The organism is Paenibacillus sp. strain BS8-2 (genome assembly GCF_054483835.1).
The window spans coordinates 637,231-659,508 of the sequence record NZ_CM137010.1 but is presented as its reverse complement, the minus strand read 5'-3'; the positions used below and the strand labels follow the sequence as shown (position 1 = coordinate 659,508).

The following is a 22,278-nucleotide window of genomic DNA, read 5'->3' as shown; positions in this document are numbered from 1 at the left end:
AGAGATAACCATCATGGGGTTGCATACTACAAGATCAGGATAGTGAGAAGGAAGCATTCTGAGCAGAAGTAGAAGCCAATCTTAACAAAGTGAGGGATTATTAATGACAACAACTACTAAGCGACCGAGACTGAAGCTGAGGCTATTCAGCGCATTATGTGCCATGTCGATGCTGCTGCCGGTATTACCGGCTCCGATTGCGAGCGCGGCAACGTTCGATGTGACCTCTTATGGAGCTGCCGGCAACGATACCGTGTCCGACAGCGCCGCCATTCAGGCAGCGGTAGATGCAGCCTCCAGCGGAGATACCGTCCTTATTCCCGCTGGTACATTCTATTTGACAAGCACGGTATCCCTGAAGTCAGGGGTCAAAATTACGGGCGCAAGCCGAGATACAACGATTGTGAAGTTTAATTCCACCTCCGCGCTTACGTTTTTCTCCATGTATAATTTGACCGGTGCAGAAGTCACTACGATGACGCTTGATGCGAATAACAGTACGATCCCGCAATCGGTTGTTGTATCAGAGAATGGCAGCGGCAACAAAATGACGAATTTGAACGTGAAGGATGTCGCGACAAACTCTGGCTTCGGTCCATTTGCGTTGTTCGGCATCAATACCGACAATCTGATCGTCAAAGACAACATCATTACGAACATCGGCGTCAACTCCGACTGGGGCGGCGGCGTACGGATCGGCTGGGGCTCCGACAATGCGCTTGTCGAGAACAACGTTGTCCATCTAACGGGACGCGGCGGGATCTTCCTGAATGACGACAGCCCTGGTGCGATTATTAGGGGCAATACAGTTACAGGTACTGGCAAGAAGATGGAGGGTCTCGGCATCGAGCTTCATACGAACGTCGACCATTCTATTATCGAGAACAACACAGTCGATCACTGGATCAGCGCTGTACGTTCCGCCTACATTGCGGTTCGGAATAACGTGGTGAGAGCAACGGACGGCACAGTGGGCAATATGGGCCTTGAGGTTATGGTCGACCACGGCGTTACGAGCAACAACCTTGTCGATGGCGGGCAGCAGGTCGGTATCCAGCAGTCGCCTGGCACGGGTTATCAGCTCTGGAATTACAACACTGTCCAGAACATGGTGATGTGGGGCATGCAGCTTCAAGGCGAAGGAACAGGACAAACCGAACAGTTCCAATACTTCTATAAGAACATCTTCGAGGATGGACCGATTGGTCACCCGGCTGCGGCTTATTCCGGTTATGACGGCAACGCGGTTCGTATTCACGGCAATACCAAGAATATTACATTCGACAGCAACATCATTCGGAACAATGGCCGCAAAGCGATTGAGATTACAACAGCGGGCGGCACAGATAAGCTTAGCTTCGTTAACAATACGATTACCGGCAACGGTGGACCGTCTATCGATCAATACCCGTCTTCCGCAGGGGATCTTGAGTGGAGCAACAATACGGTAAGCGGCAACGGCACCAACACGCAGCTGACGAGCAGAGGATTCAGCGATCCGAAGCCAGTTGCCAACTTCTCGGGGCCATTGACTGTACAGCTCGGACAATCGGTTACGTTCACGAATACATCAACGGACAATGGAACGATCGTCGAAAATCTGTGGGATCTGGGCGAAGGTTTGCCAGTCACCACAGCCAGCCCGACATACACGTACCAGAAAGCAGGCACCTACCAGGTTATTCTTGGCGTATGGGACAATAATGGTCGCGCCTCTGTCAAAGAACAGACGATTACTGTCGTAGCGGGACCGCCGGATACAACAGCACCTTCTACGCCTTCGAATCTGACATCGCCTTCGAAAACAAATACAAGCGTAACGCTGACGTGGAATGCTTCTACGGACAACGTTGGCATTGCCGGTTACGAAATTTATGCGAACAGCGGTCTTGCAGGCACGACGATCGGCGGCAGTACAACATCCTATACGGTTACGGGACTTCAGCCGAATACGGCTTACTCCTTTACGATTAAGGCCAAGGATACTACAGGTAACTTGTCCTCGGCCAGCTCGGCATTGAGCGTCACAACCGATTCGACGCCGGTTCCGGTATGGGAGCTGTGCGCGGGAGAGAACAACTGGTGCGGCTTCACGGGTACGAAGGAAGTCCGTTATGGTGCAGGCAGCAGCTGGGCTTACGGCACGTACACCAACGGGGTTATGTGCTCCAATAATACGTTCGGCGATGCGGCCCCAGGACAATACAAATCCTGCTTCGTTAATATGGCTACACCAGGCGGAGGCGGCGATACGCAAGCTCCAACTGCTCCAACGGGGCTGACATCGCCATCCAAAACGTCAACAAGCGTTAGCCTATCGTGGACGGCTTCTACAGATAACGTAGGCGTAACGGGTTACGAAATATACAATGGATCGACTCTGGCAGGCACAACAACTAGCGCAACAACGTACAACGTCACGGGACTAACAGCGAGCACAGCTTACAGCTTCACGGTCAAAGCGAAGGATGCGGCAAACAACTTATCATCGTCAAGCTCTTCGCTGAGCGTAACAACGAACGCTGCAGCAGGAGACACGCAGGCGCCGACTGCTCCAACAGGATTGACCTCGCCATCCAAAACGTCTACTAGCGTAAGTCTTTCATGGACGGCTTCCACGGACAACGTGGGCGTGACGGGTTACGAGATTTATAACGGATCGACGCTGGCGGGAACGACAACCGGCGCAACAACGTACAACGTCACGGGATTAACGGCCAGCACGGCGTACAGCTTCACGGTCAAAGCGAAGGATGCGGCTAACAATGTATCGGCGGCAAGCTCGGCACTGAGCGTAACGACCAATGCTGCGAGCGATACACAAGCACCAACTGCTCCAACTGGCCTGACCTCGCCATCCAAAACATCTACAAGTGTCAGCCTATCGTGGACGGCTTCCACAGATAATGTGGGCGTGACCGGCTACGAGATCTATAACGGTTCGACGCTGGCGGGCACGACAACCGGCGCAACAACGTACAACGTCACGGGATTAACGGCCAGCACGGCGTACAGCTTCACGGTCAAAGCGAAGGATGCTGCGAACAATGTATCAGCGGCAAGCTCTGCGCTGAGCGTGACAACCAACGCTTCTGGCGGCACAACACCAACTGGATCTATTACGCGTGAATACTGGACGGGAATTTCGGGACCAACAATTGCAAGTATCCCGACATCAACGACGCCTTCGGGCACGAGCTCCCTGACGAGCTTCCAGGCTCCATCGAACTTCGGTGACAATTATGGCACACGTATCCGCGGTTATATCGTGCCGACAGTAACAGGTACGTATCAGTTCTCTATTGCCGGCGACAATAACAGCGTGTTGTACCTCAGCACGGATAACACAGCTGGCAACAAGGCGCAGATCGGCGAAGTCGTCGACTGGGTGAACGAGCTGGCCTTCACGCAAAATGCCGGACAACAATCAGGACTGATTACGTTGACTGCAGGACAACGCTACTACGTCGAAGTGCTGCACAAAGAAGAGGGCGGCGGCGACCATGTGGCGGTTGGCTGGAAAACGCCGGGCAGCTCGACTTACTCCGTCATCCCAGGCGCTAATCTAGCTCCGATACAATAGGCTAGCACGCCGACCATACTCATAAAAACGCAAAAAGCATCTCTGCTGTGCCGACTGGGGCCAGTGGAGATGCTTTCCTTTTGCGCGTATTACTTAATGACGCCGCATGCAATGCGATCGCCAGAATTGCCGGATGGATCCGTTGCGTAGTCATCTGCTTTCGCATGGATAACGAGCGCTGCACCGCTGATCGAATTCGATTTCCCTGGTTCGAGTGTGACGGCGGCAGACGTAATATCGATGACGACCTCGCCGTTCGCGCCAACCTCGATATTAGGCAGATCGCCATCATGGAAGCCGTTGGGGTTGTTAAAGCCGTGCTGCTTCCCTTGCGGATTGAAGTGAGCGCCGGCCGACTTGAAGTCGGGACCCTCGCATAGACCGACCTGGTGGATATGAATACCGTGCGCACCCGGAGTCAGCTTCTTTGCTTCCAGATGAATGACGACATGGTCGCCCTTCTGCGTCAAAGACGCTTGACCGATAGACGCGCCTTCGGTGTTCATGATCGAGATGGTTTGTCCTGTTGTCTCGCCGCTTTCGCTAGATATGGATGCTTCGTGCGCCCCTGGATGCAAGAGGAGCATAAGCGAGGTTGCTATCGCAAATAGATTCATGTTTCCCTCCACATATGTTTCATGTTTGGCCGCCATCGCTTCAGCATTAGAAAGTGACAGCCTCCCTAGTATGTGCATAAAATTGGAAAACATTCGCGAGGATTAGATTTAGGTACTGGCTCCGGAAGCAGCATTGTTTTGCCGTTTCTGAATGTTGTGTACACCAAGGACGACCGCAATCAGCTCATAGCTGTCCAGCGATGTAGAGGAATTGCTAAGTTGGAACGCCCCGGCCTGCAGCCAGCCGCTGACCTTCTCGAAGGAGGCGACGGCATTACCGCCTTGATCCAGAATCGTATATTCCCGCGAGAAAGCGGGGGATTCTATCGTATAGAGACCACGAGGCCCGGCATCGTATTCGAACTTTTTCGAGAATAACGAGAAGCGGGCGCGCAGTACGCCGACCTCAAACCCCTGTTGGTCCGACACCTCCCACTTGCCTGAGAAGAATCGGAACTTGCCGGAGTACCGAAGCGCCGAGTCTGCTCCGTATACCGACAGCGTTGCAGTCATTATACTTTCCAGATCGACGGTGCCGCGCGCCTCACCTTGCTCGTTCATAATATCCGTCGTGCCTGAGCTAAAGAATCGATCGCTAAAATAAAGCTCCATCCCATCCCGCCTTCCATTATTCGTATATGGAATTATACGTCGGGAAGGAGAGCACAGTTGCTAATCGCGATACAAAATCGCGAATTAGAAATCGAAGTTGTCGGGGTCGGGACCAACACGTTTGTTTTGGTTCATGGCGTCGATCTCGGCCATCTCTGCGTTAGACAATGAAAAGTCGAACAGGCTTGCGTTCTCGTCAATACGGTGCTGCTTAGTTGACTTCGGAATCGTAACGACGCCGTGCTGCAAGTCCCAGCGGAGGATGATCTGCGCTACGGACTTGCGGTGACGATCTGCAATACGCTGAAGCGTCTCGTTCTGGAGCAGCTGACCTTGCGTGAGTGGCGACCATGCTTCGAGTTGAATGTTGTGCTCCCTTGTAAAAGCAAGCAGCGGCTTCTGCGTCAGGCGAGGATGGAATTCAACCTGGTTGATGGCCGGCTTGATCTCTGCGGTCTCGAGCAGCTCTTGGAGATGATGGACCTGGAAGTTGCTTACTCCGATCGCTTGTACGCGACCATCCTTATAGAGCTTCTCCATCGCACGCCAAGTATCTTGGATCTTGCCTGCGACTGGCCAATGAATCAGATATAGATCAAGCGACTCCAGCCCAAGCTTGCGCAAGCTGGTTTCGTAAGCTGCAAGGGTCTCCTCATAACCCATGTCGGCCGTCCATACTTTGGACGTCACGAATAATTGGTCGCGGCTAAGACTGTTGTCGGCAAGCGCCTGGCGAATACCTTCACCGACGCTCGATTCGTTGCCATAAATAGCGGCGGTATCGATGCTTCGATAACCTGTGCGGACGGCAGATCGAATCGCGTCTACCAGCTCTTGTCCTTCTTCCACTTGAAACACGCCAAGACCGACGCGCGGCATCGAAACGCCGTTGTTTAGCACAGCTGTGCTTTGAAGTGTCCATGCTGAAGCGTTATGTTCGATGACAGTGTTGGTTAGGTTATTGTTGTTCATGATGAAATCCCTCCGTTATGAATCGTTTCGTTTTCCCTTTGAAGTCGAATGGATACGCCGGCAAGCAGTACGGCGATGACGACCATCAGTCCGCCGATCCATGGCGTGTGGCGCAATCCGATACTGTCGACGACCAATCCGCCAGTCACTGAGCCAAGTGCGATGCCTACATTAAACGCTGCGATATTGAGCGCTGACGCGACGTCGACCGCCGATGGTACGTAACGTTCGGCGAGCTGCACGATATACAATTGCAGACCGGGCACGTTCATGAACGCGAACAATCCCATCATCATAATGGCGAACAGACCGGCGAGCTGATACGGAATCATGAAGGACATCGCAACCAAGATAACTGCCTGGACGATAAACATGCGGAACAAAGCGCCAATCGGATTACGGTTCGCCCAGCGGCCGCCGATTTCGTTGCCGATTGCGACGGCGATCCCATAGACGAGCAACACGATTCCGACCGCTCCTGGCTTCAGATGGAGGACGTCCTGCAGAATTGGCGTAAGGTAGGTAAAGGTCACGAATGTGCCGCCATAGCCTAGCGCAGTGATAGCGAGACCAATCAATAACCTGCGGTTGCCCAAGATACGCAGCATGTCCACAAATTTGGACGGCGGTGGCTGTTTAAGTCCCTTTGGAACAAGTATGCCGACGGCGATGAAGCTGACGACGCCGAGCAGGGTGACGCCCCAGAAGGTGGCGCGCCAGCCAAGCAGCTGACCGATGTAAGTGCCGAGCGGTACGCCGGTCACAGTGGCGATGGTAAGCCCCGTGAACATGAGCGCGATCGCGCTGGCCTGCTTCTCTTTCGGCACGAGCTGGACCGCAATCGTAGCGCCGATGGAGAAGAAGACGCCATGCGAGAATGCGGTGACGAATCGAGCGGTCATCAGCAAGGCGAATGACGATGATAAAGCTGCTGCTGCGTTGCCGACGATAAAGAGCTAAATTAACGCCATTAACAGCGTTTTGCGGTTCATCCGGTTCGTTAACGCCGTTAAGATTGGCGCGCCTGCAGCGACGCCGATGGCGTATCCGGAGATAAGTAGACCCGCAAGGGTGATACCGATATGAAGATCATCCGCGATGGACGCGAGCAAGCCAACAGGGACGAATTCGGTCGTACCGATTCCGAATGCGCTGATGGCGAGCGCAACAAGCGCGAACGAGCCAGATGCTTGTTTGCGGCCAGAACCCGCGGCTTCCCGGATTGTGGTGGATGCCATGATGAATGTTCCCTCCCAGTAGAATGAATGTCGGCCTCTTGTGCCGTTTGCTGCATGGATGCTAGTATAAGCCTAACGAAAACATTTCGTAAGTACGTACTTTTAAGTGCTATAGGCACCAAAAAGTACCCTGCATACGACGAAAGAGGGTAGAAGCGATGCCATTCAACATTCCGGTAGAAGCGACGCTGGAGGTCATCGGGGGCAAGTGGAAGGTCGTTATTTTGTGCCATCTGGACAAAGGGGATAAACGGACGAGCGAGCTTCGTAGACTGATGCCGAACATTACGCAGAAGATGCTGACTCAGCAACTGCGAGAGCTTGAGGAGGACGGCATGGTGAAGCGGACGGTGTACGATCAGGTACCGCCCAAGGTTGTTTATTCTCTGACCGACTACGGGTGGTCGTTCAAGCCGACCTTGGATGCCATGTGCTCTTGGGGTGAGAAGCATATCGAAGCCAATCAACTGAAATAGACAAAGAGACCATCTCCGCACGACTATCGTCCATGCAGAAATGGTCTCTTTGCTATACCTATGATCGGAGTAACACGATTCGAACGTGCGACCTCACCCACCCCAAGGGTGCGCGCTACCAGGCTGCGCCATACCCCGACGCTTCGAGAAGACAGCGCTGTCAAACGCTGATGTAATAGAGATTATACTACTCGTTTTTCGAGCTGGCAATAGGTTTGACGGGCTAAAGAGGCCCCTGTGTTAAGTTTTTGTTCTTGTCTGCCATTACCGCGCATTTGCTATACAATAAAGGAAAATGGTTGCCTGGGAGGTCAAATCTATGAAAGCCTTTTCGAAGGAAGAACGAAGCTGGATGTTGTATGACTGGGGCCATTCTGCGTATTCCGTTATTATCTCTACAGCCGTGTTCCCGCTGTTCTACAAGGCAGCGGCCGAAGCGTCCGGCATCAGCGCAGCAGACTCTACTGCTTTCTTGGCATATACCATCTCCATCTCCACGTTGATCCTTGCGCTGCTTGGGCCGATACTCGGGACAATAGCAGATTACCAGGGGTTCAAAAAAACGTTTTTTGCCGGCTTCAGCCTGCTTGGCGTCCTAGCGACCGGCCTCCTGACTTTCATACCGAATGACTATCCGGAGCTGCTGCTGGTCTGCTATATGTTTATCGCCATTGGCTCGGCTGGCTCGAATGTGTTCTATGATGCGTTTCTTGTTGATGTCACCGACGATACCCGAATGAATAAGGTATCCTCGCGCGGATTTGCGCTGGGGTACATCGGAAGCACGATTCCGTTCCTGATCAGCATCGCGATTATCCTCCTTGCCCAGCAAGAAGTGCTGCCGCTGTCCGTGACGGCGGCTAGTCAAATCGCGTTCATGATAACAGCGATATGGTGGGGAATATTTACTTTGCCCATGCTGCGTCATGTCCGGCAGAAACACTTCATAATGCGGGAGCCGCGTATTATCGCGAATAGCTTTGGGCGTCTCTATGGGACGTTTAAGGAGATTAAACAATACCGGGCGATGTTCCTGTTCCTGCTGGCGTACTTCCTCTACATCGATGGAGTCGGTACCATTATTACGATGTCCAGCGCATACGGCTCGGATCTGGGGATCGAAGCAACGGATTTGCTCATTATCTTGTTCGTCACGCAGATTGTGGCGGCCCCGTTCGCGATGTTGTATGGACGATTGGCCGACCGCTTTGGGAGTAAGCCATTGCTTTACGTCGGCATTGCTGTCTACATCTTCGTCTGTATCTACGCCTATTTCATGAATTCGACCTTCGACTTCTGGGTGCTGGCCATGCTGGTAGCCACCTCGCAAGGTGGAATTCAAGCTATTAGCCGCGCCTATTTCGCCCAAATGGTGCCGAAACAAAACGCGAATCGTTTTTTCGGGTTTTATAATATTTTTGACCGGTTCGCGTCTATTCTGGGACCGCTGCTCGTCGGCGTGACAGCACAAATGACGGGTAATACGAACACGGGCGTGTTCAGTCTTGTTGTTCTGTTCATTATCGGAGCGCTCCTCCTCGCGCGTGTGCCGGAGCCAGGCAAAGGACTCCCGGCTCATCAGGCGGGGATGGACGCGCAAGGCGGGGTTACGCCTCCGCAATAATGTCGCCGGTACGTGTGAGATCGTAGGATGCCATCGAACGCAGCTCGCGCCGAAAGAGTTCGGATCGGAGGATACGAAGCACGGCTTCGATCCACGGGAGATTCTCCGGGCGTTTCAACATGACGAGATCATAATGCTCGACGGCAAGCGGGATAAAGTCGACTCCTTGGACAATGGAGGCGGCCTTCTCTGTGCCGACTCCAACGTCGGCTTCGCCGGAAGCCACTTTGGAGGCTACGGATAGATGATTGCTTAGTGTATGATCATATCCCAGCAAGCCTGCATGCGGAATGCCATGAAGCCGTAGCTGCTCATCGAGAAGTACGCGAGCGCCGGCGCCTTGCTCCCGATTGGCGAAACGAAGGCCGGGACGAGCGAGATCCTTCCAGGCTGTGAGACCGAGCGGATTGCCGGCGGCGACAAATAATCCGGCCTGCCTCGATAACAGACGTACGACAAGATATGGCGAGCCAACAAGCAGCCGCCGGATATATGGCATATTGTATTCGCCTGTATCACCGTCCAGCAGATGGGTGCTGACTAGGTCGGCTTCGCCCTTGTACATGGAGATCAGGCTGTCCATACTGCTGGCATGAGAGCGGAACATGCGTTGACCGGGTGCTTCTGATTCCAGATGCCTCGAGAGAATATCCAGACTGATATCTTGCCCCGTAATGACGATGGAGCGAGAAGAGACAGTTTGAGTTTCCTTAGCCGGGGTTATCTCATGTAAGTCGGCGTTCAACCTGGGCACACGCTGCTGAGCAGGAAGTGATACGGGCTGTACGTGTGTGGGGACGGTACGATTACGCTGCTTGTAAGCTTCAAGATCCTCGGCGTCAACTCTCATTTGTTTGCCGACGCGGTAGGAGGGGATCTCTCCTTTTTTGATTAAATCGTATACGGTAAGCTTGGAAATCTTGAGGAGCTTCGCGATTTCGTCCGTCGTGTAGGAGATATCGGATGATTGTGGCATAACGTCTTGTTCCTCCCGCGTGGTGGCAGCGTTTTACTTTGTTCCTTATTGTAGCATAAGCGCGTACGCACGGCTTCTTGTATTGTTGGGCGGCAGACTATTCGGGCGCTGGTCAAGTTTCCTAAAGCGGAGCATCACATAGGATGGACGGAGGAGGTGCATAACGAATGCCATGGTATCAAAAAGCGATGATGCTCGTCGGCCAGCCCGTCGGAGTATCGCTTACAAACGGTCAAGGCGTATCCGGCGTCTTGTGCAGTCTAAACAACAACACGGTCGTGCTGCAGGAATATATGTATCAGAACCAATATGCGGCCAAACAATATCCGTTCCATACGATTCAGGATATAAACGGATTTCCAGGCTGTGCGGTATCGCCGGGACCGTTATATTAAGTTGATCCATCGAGGTTAAGGTACATTAATCCCGATAGAGGAACATTGAGAAGGGGGCGGATGCTCCCTTTTTGCTATGACAGCCATCAGGAGGCTTCTGCCAGCGCATGTAAGGGTAAGCCCTCCATGCCATCGCCGCGCCGAATGATGTAAAACATACAGCAATAATCTTTGGTTTGAAGCAGATTGGGAACGATTGCTGCATTTGATGCAGGAATCTCAAGCCTAGACAAAGGCAATAAGAGGTTATGACGCAGAATTGATGTACAAAATGCAGCAATAGTCGAATTCTCGAGGTTTGGAGGTTGGAATGCTGTATAAAATGCAGGATTATCGTCTCTTGCCCAGTCCATATATTTACAAAAACACAGCTGGAAATGCCCCAATTATCGTCCGCCGACAGCTTCACATTACCTTCGGACTTGGCCGTTATACGGCCATAAGGCTGAACCGCAATGACGCTGGAATCGGTGTTTTCAATTGTATGCTTGTCCATGGAGTACGAAGAGGGTATGTTTGGTCTAAATACATAGTGGACAATACAACTATATCTAATTATATTTAATTATAATTAGATATAGTTGATTAGATATAGTTGGTGACTGGGAGTGGATGAGATGGTAACTAGGTTTCGTGTGATTTGCATCAGTTTGATTGCGGCAGCACTGCTTATCAGCGGCTGTTCTACCTTCGGTAACGTGACGGTGCACGAAGAGACTGGCGGCCATGTTGAGCTGACGATCTCCGCTGCCGCGAGTCTGACGGATGCGCTCGAGGAGCTGAAGATCGCCTACGAGAAAAAGAATGAAGACGTGACGCTATTATTCAACTTCGGAGCTTCCGGTGCGCTGCAAACACAGATCGAGGAAGGCGCTCCAGCGGACTTGTTCTTGTCTGCTGCGACCAAGAATATGAAAGCTTTGGTTGACGGAGGTTTCATCGAGGAAAACAAACAAACGAATGTGCTCGGCAATGAGCTTGTTGTTGTCGTACCGTCGGACAGCAAGCTGAATATAGCGACAATGCAGGATCTGCAGGGCGAAGGCCTGCAGAAGATCGCAATCGGCATCCCGGAGAGCGTTCCGGCAGGCAATTATGCCAAAGGAGCTCTTGAGAAAGAAGCGTTGTGGGATGTGCTGCAGTCCAAGCTGGTGCAGGCCAAGGACGTTCGCCAAGTACTGAATTATGTGGAGACAGGCAATGTGGACGCCGGATTCGTTTATCGGACGGACGCGATAACTTCTAAGAAGTCCAAGGTAGCGTTCGCCGTATCACCAGACACCTATGCCCCAATTCAATATCCTGTAGGCATTGTGAAAGCAAGCGAACATTCGGTCGAAGCAACTGAGTTCTACGAGTTCTTGCAAAGCAAAGAAGCACTTGATGTCTTCGCGGAGTACGGCTTCTCCGTATCGAAAGAATGACGGCCATTGATTGGAATACACTCTGGCCGCCGATCAAGCTGTCTCTATTGGTGACACTGCTCGCAAGCGTTGTGGCAGCCCTTCTCGGCATAGCCGCCGCATGGTGGATGTCTCGCGGGAAATTCCGCGGGAAGACCCTCATTGATACCGTGTTTTTGTTGCCGCTTGTATTGCCCCCAACCGTTGTCGGATTCCTGCTGCTTATGCTGCTTGGCCGCAGAAGCTGGGTCGGTCAGGCGATCGAGTGGCTGTTCTCGGCCCCGGTCATCTTCAGCTCATGGGCGGCCGTCATTGCCGCGGTCGTGGTCGCTTTTCCACTCGTCTATCAGACGATGAAGGTAGGCTTCGACTCCGTTGATCGTGAGCTGGAGCAGTCGGCCCGGTCGATGGGTGCATCGGACCCGCAAGTGTTCAGACTCATTACGCTGCCGCTTGCTTGGCGTTCGCTTATGACAGGTTATATTCTAGGCTTCGCGCGTGGATTGGGAGAGTTCGGAGCTACACTGATGATAGCCGGTAATATCCCGGGTAAGACGCAGACGGTGCCAACGGCGATCTATGTCGCGGTTGATGCAGGACGGATGTCGATGGCTTGGGCTTGGACGATTGGGATCATCGTCATTTCTTTTTTGATGCTGCTGCTCACGGGCAGATGGAAGTCGCGGGAATAAAGTATAATGGAGCCGGATTCGAACCGGAATGATCCGATTTTGGACTAGTCGACGGCTTCCCCATCCAGTATGATAGAGCTGATATTGGACAATTTGAGGGCGAGAGGGGATAGTCAATTGACTACGAAAAAGTTGAAGTTCGACCGCTTCCCAGGCGGTGTCCACAAGGCGGTGACGTTCAGCTTCGATGATGGTCGTACGCATGATCGACGGTTAGTCGAGGTCATGAACCGATACGGGCTCAAAGGGACGTTCCATCTCAATTCCGGTTTCTTCGGCCATGATGGCTACATCAGTGGAGATGAAGTGGCTGAATTGTACAAGGGACATGAGGTATCCGCACATACGGTAACGCATCCATTCTTGGAGCAATCGCCAATGGATCAAGTAGCGGAGGAGATTCTGTCCGACCGTCAGGCACTAGAGTCGCTGGTCGGGTATCCGGTACGGGGCATGAGCTACCCGTTCGGCAGCTACAACAATCGAGTGGTTGAAGCGCTGCCGGCGCTCGGCATCGAATATTCGCGCACAGTTCAGAGTCATGGAGGTTTCAGCATGCCGGAGGATCCGCTGCGCTGGCACCCAACTTGCCATCATAAGACGATGGTAGAGAAGGCTGAGGAGTTTATGCAATTGCAGCCGTATCGGAATCGCTGGCAGCTTCTCTTTATTTGGGGGCACAGCTACGAGTTCGAGAACGACAACAACTGGGAGCTGATGGTTGAGGTCGGCGAACGGCTTGGCGGGCAAGAAGGCGTGTGGCATGCGACGATGGCGGAGGTGCTCACGTATCACAACGCGGTGTTGGCGCTGCGTTTCTCTGTTGACCGCAGCTGCGTCAACAACCCTAGCGCAACTGACGTGTGGGTAAGCGTCAATGGCGAATCGACGTTGATTCCCGCAGGCCGTACACTTCGGCTCTAGCCAAAAAAGCGTTAAGCCGTCCTAGATGTTAGACAGGCGGCTTAACGCTTTTTTTGTTGACGATAAAACCTGCCTTCAAGCACGGCCGCTCATCATCGCAAGGCCTCGATCGAGGTTTTCTCATGGATGACCCTCATGGCCTGGGCGCTACTCCTGCAGCTTCGCCAAATATTCGTCCAGCAGCTGGAACGTGCCCTCAAAGCCGACTTTCACGTTGTCCTTAAACGATTCGAAAAATTGGATCTCTGCTTTCGTCGCTTCGTAAGCCTTGCCGTGCATGGTAAGCTCGGTCTGATCGCCATCGGCGCGGAATGTGAAGGTGTTCAGAACGCGCAGCGGCCACATTTGACTGAACGATGCTCGCAGTGTGTTGCCTTCCTCGTCGGAGAAGGAGTTCGTATACACAAACCTCTCGTTCGGCACGATTTCGATGTAGTCGAATTTCCCCCACATGATCTGTCCTTCCGGGCTCGTCTGATAATAATGGACCACGCCCCCCGGGAGAAGCTCCTGTTTGACGGTCGTCATCTCGAACCCTCGCGGTCCCCACCAATGTTTCATATGTTCAGCCTGCGTGAATACATCGAAGAACAGCGCAAGCGGCGCATCGAACGTCCGTTTTATGACAAGTCCAGGCTCCTTAGCCGTTTTCCCGAATAATTTCTTCATAATGTGCTTCCCTCCGATCCCCCTATTCTACATGTTCGAATATACCGCAATGCGACGTTATAAGCCAGTTTCGCTCGAGATTGAGGTCTCGACTCCCTTCAAGCTCTCGACGATTATGTTACAATATGGGCACAAGGCAAGCTTAAGGGCGGAGAGAGGGCAAGAGGCTATGAAAGGGAACAAAGACTTTCTGATTCGCAAAAAAAGAGAACTCGGCGTCGAGCTGAACGACGTGCAGCGGCAAGCCGTGCTGACGACGGAAGGCCCGCTATTGCTGCTCGCATCACCGGGCTCGGGCAAAACGACGACGATGATTATGCGCATCGGCTATATGATCGAAGTGAAAGGTGCGGAGCCGTCACGCATCAAAGCCGTAACCTTCAGCCGGGCCTCGGCGCGGGATATGAGTGATCGGTTTAAACGGTTTTTCCCCGCGCTGCCGCCGGTCGATTTCTCGACGATCCATAGTCTGGCGTTCGAGATTGCGCGTGAGCGGTTATGGAAGGACGGGACCTCGTACCAGATTATCGAGGGGCGGACGGAGGCCGAGGAAGATGACGTAGCGGAGGGAGTTCAAGGAGAAGAATCGCTGCCGCTGCACAAGAGAATTATCCTTCGCACGTTGTTCAAACGATTGAATGGCGAGAACATCACCGACGATCAGCTGGAGGAGTTAACGACCTTTATTAGCTATGTTAAGAACCGAATGATTCCCGAAGCGGAATGGGACTCGGTCAAGACGGATGTGACGGGAGCAGGCGACCTCGCGCGCGAATACGAGCAATTCAAGCGGACGGGGCATGCTAAGCGGCTCATTGATTTCGATGATATGCTGACGATTGCGGAGGAAGCGCTGGAGAAGGATGCCGGGATGCGCAAGAAATATCAGCGCCGGTATGATTATATTTTGACTGACGAGAGCCAGGACACCTCCTTGGTGCAGCACGCGATCGTCGAGAAACTCGTCAGGGAGCACCGCAATCTCTGCGTCGTGGCCGACGATGACCAGTCGATCTACAGCTGGCGGGGGGCGGAGCCGTCTTATTTGCTGAACTTCAAGGAGACTTACCCTAGTGCGGAGATCTTGTTCATGGAGCAGAATTATCGATCGGACAAGGGAATTGTAGAGGCGGCGAACCTGTTTATCAAACGAAACAAGAACAGGTATCCCAAAAACATGTTCACGAATAACGCGACAGGAGACAAGCCGACGTTCAAACGTTTCTCGGATTATCGCAAGCAATCCAAGTATCTCGTCAGGCAGCTGCAGCAGGTAGAGAAGTTGTCCGAGACAGCCATCCTGTTCCGCAATAATGCTTCGTCCATTGTATTGATGAATGAATTCGACCGCGCGGGCATCCCGTTCTATATGAAGGATGCGGACAATCGGTTTTTCTCCCACTGGGTAGTGGAGGATGTGCTCAACTTCATGCGGATGTCGTTCACGGATCGCCGGGCGGACATTCTTGAGCGCATTCATCTCAAGCTGAACGGATATATTAGCAAACATCAGATGGCGGTGCTGAAGGAGATCGACAACAACGAGTCGGTGTTCGATAACCTGCTCCGGTTCGTCAAGCTGCACGATTATCAGACAAAGCCGATTGCGGAGGCCAAGGAGACGTTCCAGGAAATGCGCGGCATGCCGCCGAAACCTGCGATCGCAGTTATTCGAGGCCGACTCGGCTATGAGAAGGCGCTGGAGAAAATGTGTGAGCGGCTTGGCTTCCGCAAGGAATATTTGATCGGAATTCTGAACACGCTTGAGGAAATCGCGGATGGACTCGAGACGATGGAGGACTTTGCAGCCCGGCTGAAGTACCTCGAGACGCTGCTTCACTCCGCGAAGGGACGACGCGGTCAGAATGTGGTGACCTTCTCCACGCTGCACAGTGCCAAAGGGCTTGAGTTCGACCGTGTCTACATGGTCGATCTGATCGAGGGGATCATCCCGTCCGCTGAGGATACCAAATATGCGGGAGCGCACAAGAAGGACGGCGGCACGGGCGAACAGCCGCTTCTGGAAGAAGCAGTGCGACTGTTCTACGTCGGCATGACGCGGGCGCGTCATCATCTGGAGCTCATCTCCTACGGCAAACGCGACGGCGAGGAGACCAAGGAGTCCAGCTTCATGGAGGCGATGCGAGACATTGTGGAGCCGGAGAAGCGGGAGGCGGAAGCGAAAGCGGCAGCAGCCAAACGATTGGCGGCTGCGAGCGGCTCCGGTAGAGAAGCGCCGGGCAGCCGCGCCGGTACGGCAAACACGAAGCCGGGGCGGGGCGAAGGCAGCTGGAGCGCTAACGGCGAAGACGGAGTCCGGCGCTGGAGCGGCAGCGGCGGCAGCCATGCATCGGCGCGCCGACTCAAGGCGTCGCTCAAGCCGGCGGTCTCCAGCGTGACAACGACGGATGGCCGACCGGGCGGTGCGGGACAAACCTCGTCAGCGAGTCGCGGACGGGGCAAATCGACCACGGATGCTTCGGGGACAGCGGGGCAAGACTCCGCTTCCGGCCGCGCGATTCGCGAGCGCGCTGCGCTGAAGACAGGCGTGTCCGTGCGGCATCGCGTGTTCGGCTCGGGAATCATCACCAAGGTCGTGGGGGATGGAATCGAAATTTTATTTGGCGCTGCTAATCTGAAGTCGTTGTCCGTGGTCATGTGTCTGGATAAGGGACTTCTGGAGCATGACGGCTAAGTGTAGTAAACTATTAGAGACGGCTTGGCTTAAGCAGAGAGATCCATCCCATGTTTAACCGGTCGCCATAACGTAACAGAAAGCGAGGTGCTGCCGATGCTGCCAATCGATCCATCGGTCATTCAGCAACAAATCGATACAATGACGGGAGAACAGCTGTATCTCCATCTGGAGCAGACGACGGGCGCATATGCCGCACATTTCGATAGCTCCAAACATCCTGCGGCATCTTTCATCAGCAATATTGTAATTACTTATTCGCATGGCGGCATCTCCGGCGGGGGACCGTTCCGCGTCGGACTGAAGATGAAGCATGGCTGGGTATATTGCGAAGGACTGACCCACTACGAGGAGACGGAGACTGATCGTCTTATCCTTGCCGGTCACGATAGCACGGGCAAGCTGGTCGTTGCGCTGCAACTGAGCCGCGAGCCGTTCGGAGAGGAGCGATAATACATGACGGAAAAAATACTAGTGCTGCTGCCTCACCCGGATGACGAAGCGTACGGGATGTCCGGGGTACTGGCTCGTTATATCCAAGAGGGCGCTCACGTCACTTACGGCTGCTTGACGCTCGGCGAGATGGGACGCAACATGGGCGTGCCGCCGTTCGCAAGCCGCGTGACGCTGCCCGCGATCCGCAAGCTGGAGCTGGAAGAGTCATGCCGTGCGATAGGGATTCAGGATCTCAGATTGATGGGCTTCCATGACAAGATGATCGAATTCGAGGAGCCAGAGCTGCTGGAATCGGCGATTGCCGGCCTGATCGAAGAAGTGCAGCCGACGCTGGTCTTTACCTTCTATCCAGGCTACAGCGTTCATCCCGACCATGACGCAACCGGTGCCGCAGTCGTGCGAGTTATCGGCCATATGCCTGCTGCCAGCCGGCCAAAGGTATTGTGCGTCGCCTTCTCCAAGGATCATGTGACCGCGCTTGGCGCACCGGATGTGCATTATGATGTCAAGGCAACGCTGTCCAACAAAGTAGCCTCCATCTCCGCGCATCGGTCGCAGTTCCCGTCGCCGGCGGGCATGTCGAAGTCCGATCTGTTGGAGCGCTTCGGCACGGAGCGGTTCTATACGTATAAGTTCAAGTAGGGTAGTAGAACCTGAAGCATAACACTCCTATGTTTCCTATATGACAAGAGAAGGCGGGCCTCCTATGAGGCCCGCCTTCTTCCATGTGTAGCTTGTGGTGATTCAGCTAAGATGCAACAGAGCTCCACAGCAACTTCAACTATCCTTCTTGCAAGCTATCCATCAATCGAATGACTGCGACGGTTGCTTGCGCTTTGGTAACGTTGGTCAGTGGACTGAGCACCGATGCAGACACGCCCTTCAATATGCCCAGCTCGACTAGCCAAGCGACCGATTCTCTCGCATAGGAGCCGACAGCTATATAATCGTTGAAGTGGTCGAGAATCGTAACATCAGTCTCGTTCGTACGACCGACCAGCGCAAGCGCTCTTGTGAGCACAATCGCCATATCTTGGCGTGATATAGAACCGTTCGGGTCAAAGTGATCGACTGTTTTGCCTGTTACGAGACCAAGCTTAGCCGCGGCTGTAATGTCGCCTGCGAACGCGGTATCGGCATCGACGTCTGCGAATACGCTGCTGCCGTAATCTGGCAGGATGCCGAGCATTCGCGTAACGAGGGAGATGAATTCGGCACGAGAGATGTTGTCCGATGAGCCGAACTCCGCAGCGCTCTTGCCCGAGACGAGCAGACTCGACGTCGCGAGCTCGATGGCGTCCTGCGCCCAATCGATGGCAATATCCTCGTAATCAAAGGTAGTCGCTGCTACCGCATAGATACTGTTGCCGTCACGGATGAGTTCTGCCGTGACAGTGCCATCCGTCTGCTCTCTGATTACAGTTGCGACGGGACGGAACTCGCCGCTGGCCGGCAAATAGATGACGCCGATCAGTCGGCTATTCTTCGCGTCGTCTCCGCTCAATGTGAAGACGCGATGGAACAATTGACCCTCGAAGTCGGTAATCTCTGCATAGCTGCCGTCTTCTTGCTGCTCCGCGATCTGGAAGTCCAGCGGTTCGGTTAGCAAGGTCAAGCCAGCTTCATCCGCCTCAGCGTCGATCGCTTCTGCTTCCTCGCTTGGAGGCCTGATGGAGATGCGAATATCGGTTCCGCGAGCGAGCGCCGCCGCTGGGATGATATACGTCACGTCGCCCCAGACGATTGAGAGCTGAGCGTCTTCTCCTTTGGCTGCAAGCGCAGCTGCAACGGCATCCGAAAGCTGAATGTCCAGACTGTCCGCGAACGGATCGGCTGTAAGGGTGAATGCGGCAGAATCATTCACCTTAATGGTGCCCAGCGCAGCAATTTCGTTCACAGAGATCGTGAGTTTGCCGCTTTGCCACATCACGGTCGCATCTAATTCATCCTTATCCTTAACAGTCGGCAAATAAGGGAATACGGCATCTGTTGCAGCGTTCACAATGCTGGCCGGCGATACTTCGTCAATGACGTCGCCATCACGAGTAATAGCAAGTACGTAGAAGGAGTAGCTCGTGCTTGGTTGCAATTGCTGCTCGTAATAGGTGGTATCCGTTGTGGTGCCTAGATACTTCCGATTGGCATAAACCTCGTAAGCGTCGGCATCTGGGACAGCCGCCCACTCCAGCGTGGCATGAGTTGTGCCTATGCTTGTGAGCCTCAGCTGCGTTGGGGCCGCAAGTGTTTCTGGATTGAATGCTCCGTCAATCGGTAGATCCAGCGCAAGCTGATCCTGCAAGGTGAGGTTGCGGTCGCCGCTCACTTCCCAGCTCATAACGCCGGCAAGGTTAAGTGACTTGACGAACGAAGCGCTGTATTTCATCGACGTTTCGTCATTGTAGGTAATAAACATACCTGTTTCTTCGTTCCAGAGATAGGCTGTCTTGGACGCTTCGTTCCAATGCTTGACATACCCATCCTTCCCTACGAAGTTATTTTCCAGATCCGCTACGTCAAAGACGCCTGCTTCCCAAGTGCCGGCCGGAATAGATGTACAAGTGCCATATTCGCCGCCATCGGAGCAGCCTAGCCAGCCTTTGCCGTAGAATGGAATGCCGAGTACCAGCTTATGAGGCGGTACGCCTCCGTTCAAATGTCCAACGGCACCGCCGCTGACATTATTACGAGCCGCGTAATCCTTCGGGTGCGCTGCATCGTAGTAGAGCGGAGAGTTATGGTGGGCAAATAGCTCCCAGCTGCCGCTATAGTCGTAAGCCATAATATTAATGAAATCCAGATAAGCCGAAGAGTGCGCGAGATCCGCATTTGCGACAAAGTTGTCTCCTTGACCGGATGCGATCGTCAGCAAATAGTATTTGCCGTCCTCGGAGCCCGCCGCGTCGAACGCTTCGCGTATCGTCTTCATGAGCAGGGTGAAGTTGACGGTATCTTCCGGCGAATGTGCATTGCCTTCTTCGCCGCCCTCGATCGGATACTCCCAGTCGATATCCAGACCGTCAAGACCGTACTCGCGCATGAAATCAACGGCGGAATTCGCCATCGCGCGACGTGTTACTTCGCTTGCGGCTACATGAGAGAAGTTGTTCGACCACGACCATCCGCCTACGGAGACTAGCAACTTCAGATGCGGATTACTTTCTTTGATCGTGGCAAAGCTTTCGAAGTTCCGAGGATCGAAATCCGCGTCACCGATAATAACCTCGCCATCATATACGTAATCGTCTTGCAGCGGCAGGTCCTTGTTATGGCATCCAGCGGCACCTGAGCCGAACTTCTTCCAGCACAGATCCGCGAACGCATAATTGATATGAGTCAGTTGGGATACATCGATATCCTCCGGCTTAAAGTTGCGTCCCTCTTCGGATAAGGACCAGGATGTGTAGTAGGTGACGTTCGTATAGTTGGCTCCCGGAACACCGGTCGCTGCATGGCTCGCAGGAGATTCCCATAGCTCGTTCGAGGCCTTAACCGTAAAGGCGTAGGATTGACCCGCGGTCAAATCGGATATAGTCAGACGAGGATCGGCTGTCGTACCGATTGCAGTTCCATCCCGGTATACGGTGTAAGCGGTCGCACCGGGTACGGGGGCCCAGCCGAGCACGATTGTCGAACGGTTGGCGGTAACGACCTGAACATCGGCCGGCGCAGCCAGCTCACCCCAAGTGAACGCGACGGTGTTGCTGCTTGCCGAGACTCGTTCATTGGCGGAATCTTTGGCGACTACGTTAAAGCTAATCGGAATGCCCGAATCAAGCAAAGCCTCGGGAATCGAATAGGTCGCTCCAGTCACTGTACCCGTCCACGGACTATCTCCGTTCACATAGAGATCATAATCAGCGGCCCCTGGGCTTCCCGTCCAGGAGAACGTCACATCAGTGCCTGAGATGCCATCCACCTTGAAGTTATGCGGCGGGGAGAGCGGAGCCTCTTCGTATACGCTGGTGTCAGGCAGCGTCGTGAATGTGACGAGGTTGCTCTTCTGCTCTGGCGTCAGATTAGGCGCTTGCACGCCGTCGGGTCCCACGTAGAAGGAGTAGGTAGTCTCCGGCGTCAATCCGCCGACTGTCTGCGCTCCATCGTTAGCCCAGAGGATGTATTTGTTGCTGGAGTCCCAGATCCAGTAATGTGCGATGCCAGGAGCAGGCGTCCATGTCAGGGATACTGAATTGTGGGTCACGCTCTCGACAACGAGGTTCGTTGGTCCCCCGGTCGGATCGGGTTCGTCCTCTCCTTCCAAGGTCGTAAATTCGATAATATTACTTCTGTGCTCACTTATACCAACTGGCAAATCCCATGTGATATACAGTTTGTATGTGGTGCCTGGACTGAGCCCGGTAATGTTGCGACTCCCGCCGTTGCCCCAAGTAAAGTACCCATCGCCGCCTCCGGCAGGTTCTGCATGCCAGACGTCGACATCGTTTTTCGATGCGTCGTGGGTCCAAGTAATCGTTGCTGAAGAAGAAGTGATGCTTGCAGGGTCAACGGCAAGGCTTTGTGGCGCTTCGGGATTTACAATGGGTAGCTCATCTGCTTGAATCGTGGTTGGACTGAAGAATGGGCTGATCAGTAGTGCTAGGCAAAGCAGCCAGATAAGCGGATTGGTCATGCGAGTTCGTGCGAGTGGATACACCATATCACCTCGAATTTTATTTTTCGAAGAACGCTGCAGCAAGTGTTGCCCTGTGCAAGTCTAGGTGTGGGGGTATGAATTTGTCCAGGTCTCCTTTCATCAATTTGAAGAGTTAAGATCACTCCTGTTATCTCTTTAATCATGGGACGAAGAGGGGGGGTTCAGGAAGGGGGAGATTTGGATTCTACCGGGTTAAATTTACAAATCATGTACATTTTTCGGGGCGAAAATTATCTCGGATTAAAATAAACGAGGACGAGAAAATTCCCCCCCTGGTCAAATGGATGAAACCATG

The 22,278-nt window shown here is 53.5% G+C and carries 16 protein-coding genes, 1 tRNA gene and 1 pseudogene; 10 read left to right on the top strand and 8 right to left on the bottom strand.

Features of this window, described 5'->3' with window-relative positions:
* Positions 1-103 precede the first annotated feature (103 nt).
* The gene (locus tag ACX1C1_RS02680; protein ID WP_458955652.1) at positions 104-3,583 is read left to right on the top strand and encodes a fibronectin type III domain-containing protein; all 3,480 of its coding nucleotides are present in this window, start codon (positions 104-106) and stop codon (positions 3,581-3,583) included.
* Between the two features lie 89 nt (positions 3,584-3,672).
* Here ACX1C1_RS02680 and ACX1C1_RS02675 read toward each other — a convergent pair whose 3' ends face one another.
* The 4 genes and pseudogenes from ACX1C1_RS02675 to ACX1C1_RS02660 all read right to left on the bottom strand — a co-directional run bounded on the left by ACX1C1_RS02675 (position 3,673) and on the right by ACX1C1_RS02660 (position 7,022).
* A complete protein-coding gene (locus ACX1C1_RS02675) occupies positions 3,673-4,200 on the bottom strand; it encodes a superoxide dismutase family protein (protein WP_458955651.1) in 528 nt (175 codons plus the stop codon).
* 108 nt (positions 4,201-4,308) lie between these two features.
* The gene (locus tag ACX1C1_RS02670; protein WP_458955650.1) at positions 4,309-4,812 is read right to left on the bottom strand and encodes an LURP-one-related/scramblase family protein; all 504 of its coding nucleotides are present in this window, start codon (positions 4,810-4,812) and stop codon (positions 4,309-4,311) included.
* 84 nt (positions 4,813-4,896) lie between these two features.
* A complete protein-coding gene (locus tag ACX1C1_RS02665; RefSeq protein ID WP_458955649.1) occupies positions 4,897-5,784 on the bottom strand; it encodes an aldo/keto reductase in 888 nt (295 codons plus the stop codon).
* Positions 5,781-7,022, bottom strand: a pseudogene (locus ACX1C1_RS02660) (MFS transporter). Before ACX1C1_RS02660 ends, ACX1C1_RS02665 begins: the two are co-directional and overlap by 4 nt.
* Before the next feature lie 158 nt (positions 7,023-7,180).
* On the opposite strand from ACX1C1_RS02660, the gene ACX1C1_RS02655 reads away from it, so the two are divergent.
* On the top strand, positions 7,181-7,498 hold the full coding sequence (locus tag ACX1C1_RS02655; protein WP_458955648.1) for a winged helix-turn-helix transcriptional regulator: 318 nt from the start codon (positions 7,181-7,183) through the stop codon (positions 7,496-7,498).
* 64 nt (positions 7,499-7,562) lie between these two features.
* Here the strand turns inward: ACX1C1_RS02655 and ACX1C1_RS02650 are convergent.
* Positions 7,563-7,636: transfer RNA gene (locus ACX1C1_RS02650), tRNA-Pro, on the bottom strand.
* A 181-nt stretch (positions 7,637-7,817) separates the two neighbouring features.
* On the opposite strand from ACX1C1_RS02650, the gene ACX1C1_RS02645 reads away from it, so the two are divergent.
* The gene (locus tag ACX1C1_RS02645) at positions 7,818-9,122 is read left to right on the top strand and encodes an MFS transporter (RefSeq protein ID WP_458955647.1); all 1,305 of its coding nucleotides are present in this window, start codon (positions 7,818-7,820) and stop codon (positions 9,120-9,122) included.
* Here the strand turns inward: ACX1C1_RS02645 and ACX1C1_RS02640 are convergent.
* Positions 9,106-10,098 carry a substrate-binding domain-containing protein gene (locus ACX1C1_RS02640; protein WP_458955646.1) on the bottom strand — a complete coding sequence of 331 codons (993 nt, stop codon included), beginning with the start codon at positions 10,096-10,098 and terminating at the stop codon, positions 9,106-9,108. The two genes, ACX1C1_RS02645 and ACX1C1_RS02640, sit on opposite strands and share 17 nt — an antisense overlap.
* 167 nt (positions 10,099-10,265) lie before the next feature.
* On the opposite strand from ACX1C1_RS02640, the gene ACX1C1_RS02635 reads away from it, so the two are divergent.
* From ACX1C1_RS02635 to ACX1C1_RS02620, 4 genes are all read left to right on the top strand, one after another.
* A complete protein-coding gene (locus ACX1C1_RS02635; RefSeq protein WP_458955645.1) occupies positions 10,266-10,493 on the top strand; it encodes a hypothetical protein in 228 nt (75 codons plus the stop codon).
* 617 nt (positions 10,494-11,110) lie between these two features.
* Positions 11,111-11,917: a molybdate ABC transporter substrate-binding protein gene (gene modA / locus ACX1C1_RS02630; protein ID WP_458955644.1), complete on the top strand. Its 807-nt coding sequence runs from the start codon at positions 11,111-11,113 to the stop codon at positions 11,915-11,917.
* Positions 11,914-12,588, top strand: a complete 675-nt coding sequence (gene modB / locus ACX1C1_RS02625) for a molybdate ABC transporter permease subunit (protein ID WP_458955643.1) — start codon at positions 11,914-11,916, stop codon at positions 12,586-12,588. Before modA ends, modB begins: the two co-directional genes overlap by 4 nt.
* A 117-nt stretch (positions 12,589-12,705) precedes the next feature.
* Entirely contained in the window at positions 12,706-13,512 is an 807-nt protein-coding gene (locus tag ACX1C1_RS02620) for a polysaccharide deacetylase family protein (protein WP_458955642.1), read from the top strand.
* Between the two features lie 147 nt (positions 13,513-13,659).
* Here ACX1C1_RS02620 and ACX1C1_RS02615 read toward each other — a convergent pair whose 3' ends face one another.
* Positions 13,660-14,181 (bottom strand): SRPBCC family protein, encoded by a 522-nt coding sequence (locus tag ACX1C1_RS02615; protein ID WP_458955641.1) that lies wholly within the window; start codon positions 14,179-14,181, stop codon positions 13,660-13,662.
* A 169-nt stretch (positions 14,182-14,350) separates the two neighbouring features.
* On the opposite strand from ACX1C1_RS02615, the gene ACX1C1_RS02610 reads away from it, so the two are divergent.
* From ACX1C1_RS02610 to bshB2, 3 genes are all read left to right on the top strand, one after another.
* On the top strand, positions 14,351-16,876 hold the full coding sequence (locus ACX1C1_RS02610; protein WP_458955640.1) for an ATP-dependent helicase: 2,526 nt from the start codon (positions 14,351-14,353) through the stop codon (positions 16,874-16,876).
* Positions 16,877-16,972: 96 nt separating this feature from the next.
* On the top strand, positions 16,973-17,329 hold the full coding sequence (locus tag ACX1C1_RS02605) for a YojF family protein (protein WP_458955639.1): 357 nt from the start codon (positions 16,973-16,975) through the stop codon (positions 17,327-17,329).
* A gap of 3 nt (positions 17,330-17,332) precedes the next feature.
* On the top strand, positions 17,333-17,974 hold the full coding sequence (bshB2, locus tag ACX1C1_RS02600; RefSeq protein WP_458955638.1) for a bacillithiol biosynthesis deacetylase BshB2: 642 nt from the start codon (positions 17,333-17,335) through the stop codon (positions 17,972-17,974).
* Positions 17,975-18,113: 139 nt separating this feature from the next.
* Here bshB2 and ACX1C1_RS02595 read toward each other — a convergent pair whose 3' ends face one another.
* On the bottom strand, positions 18,114-21,986 hold the full coding sequence (locus ACX1C1_RS02595; RefSeq protein WP_458955637.1) for a glycosyl hydrolase family 18 protein: 3,873 nt from the start codon (positions 21,984-21,986) through the stop codon (positions 18,114-18,116).
* Positions 21,987-22,278: the final 292 nt, after the last annotated feature.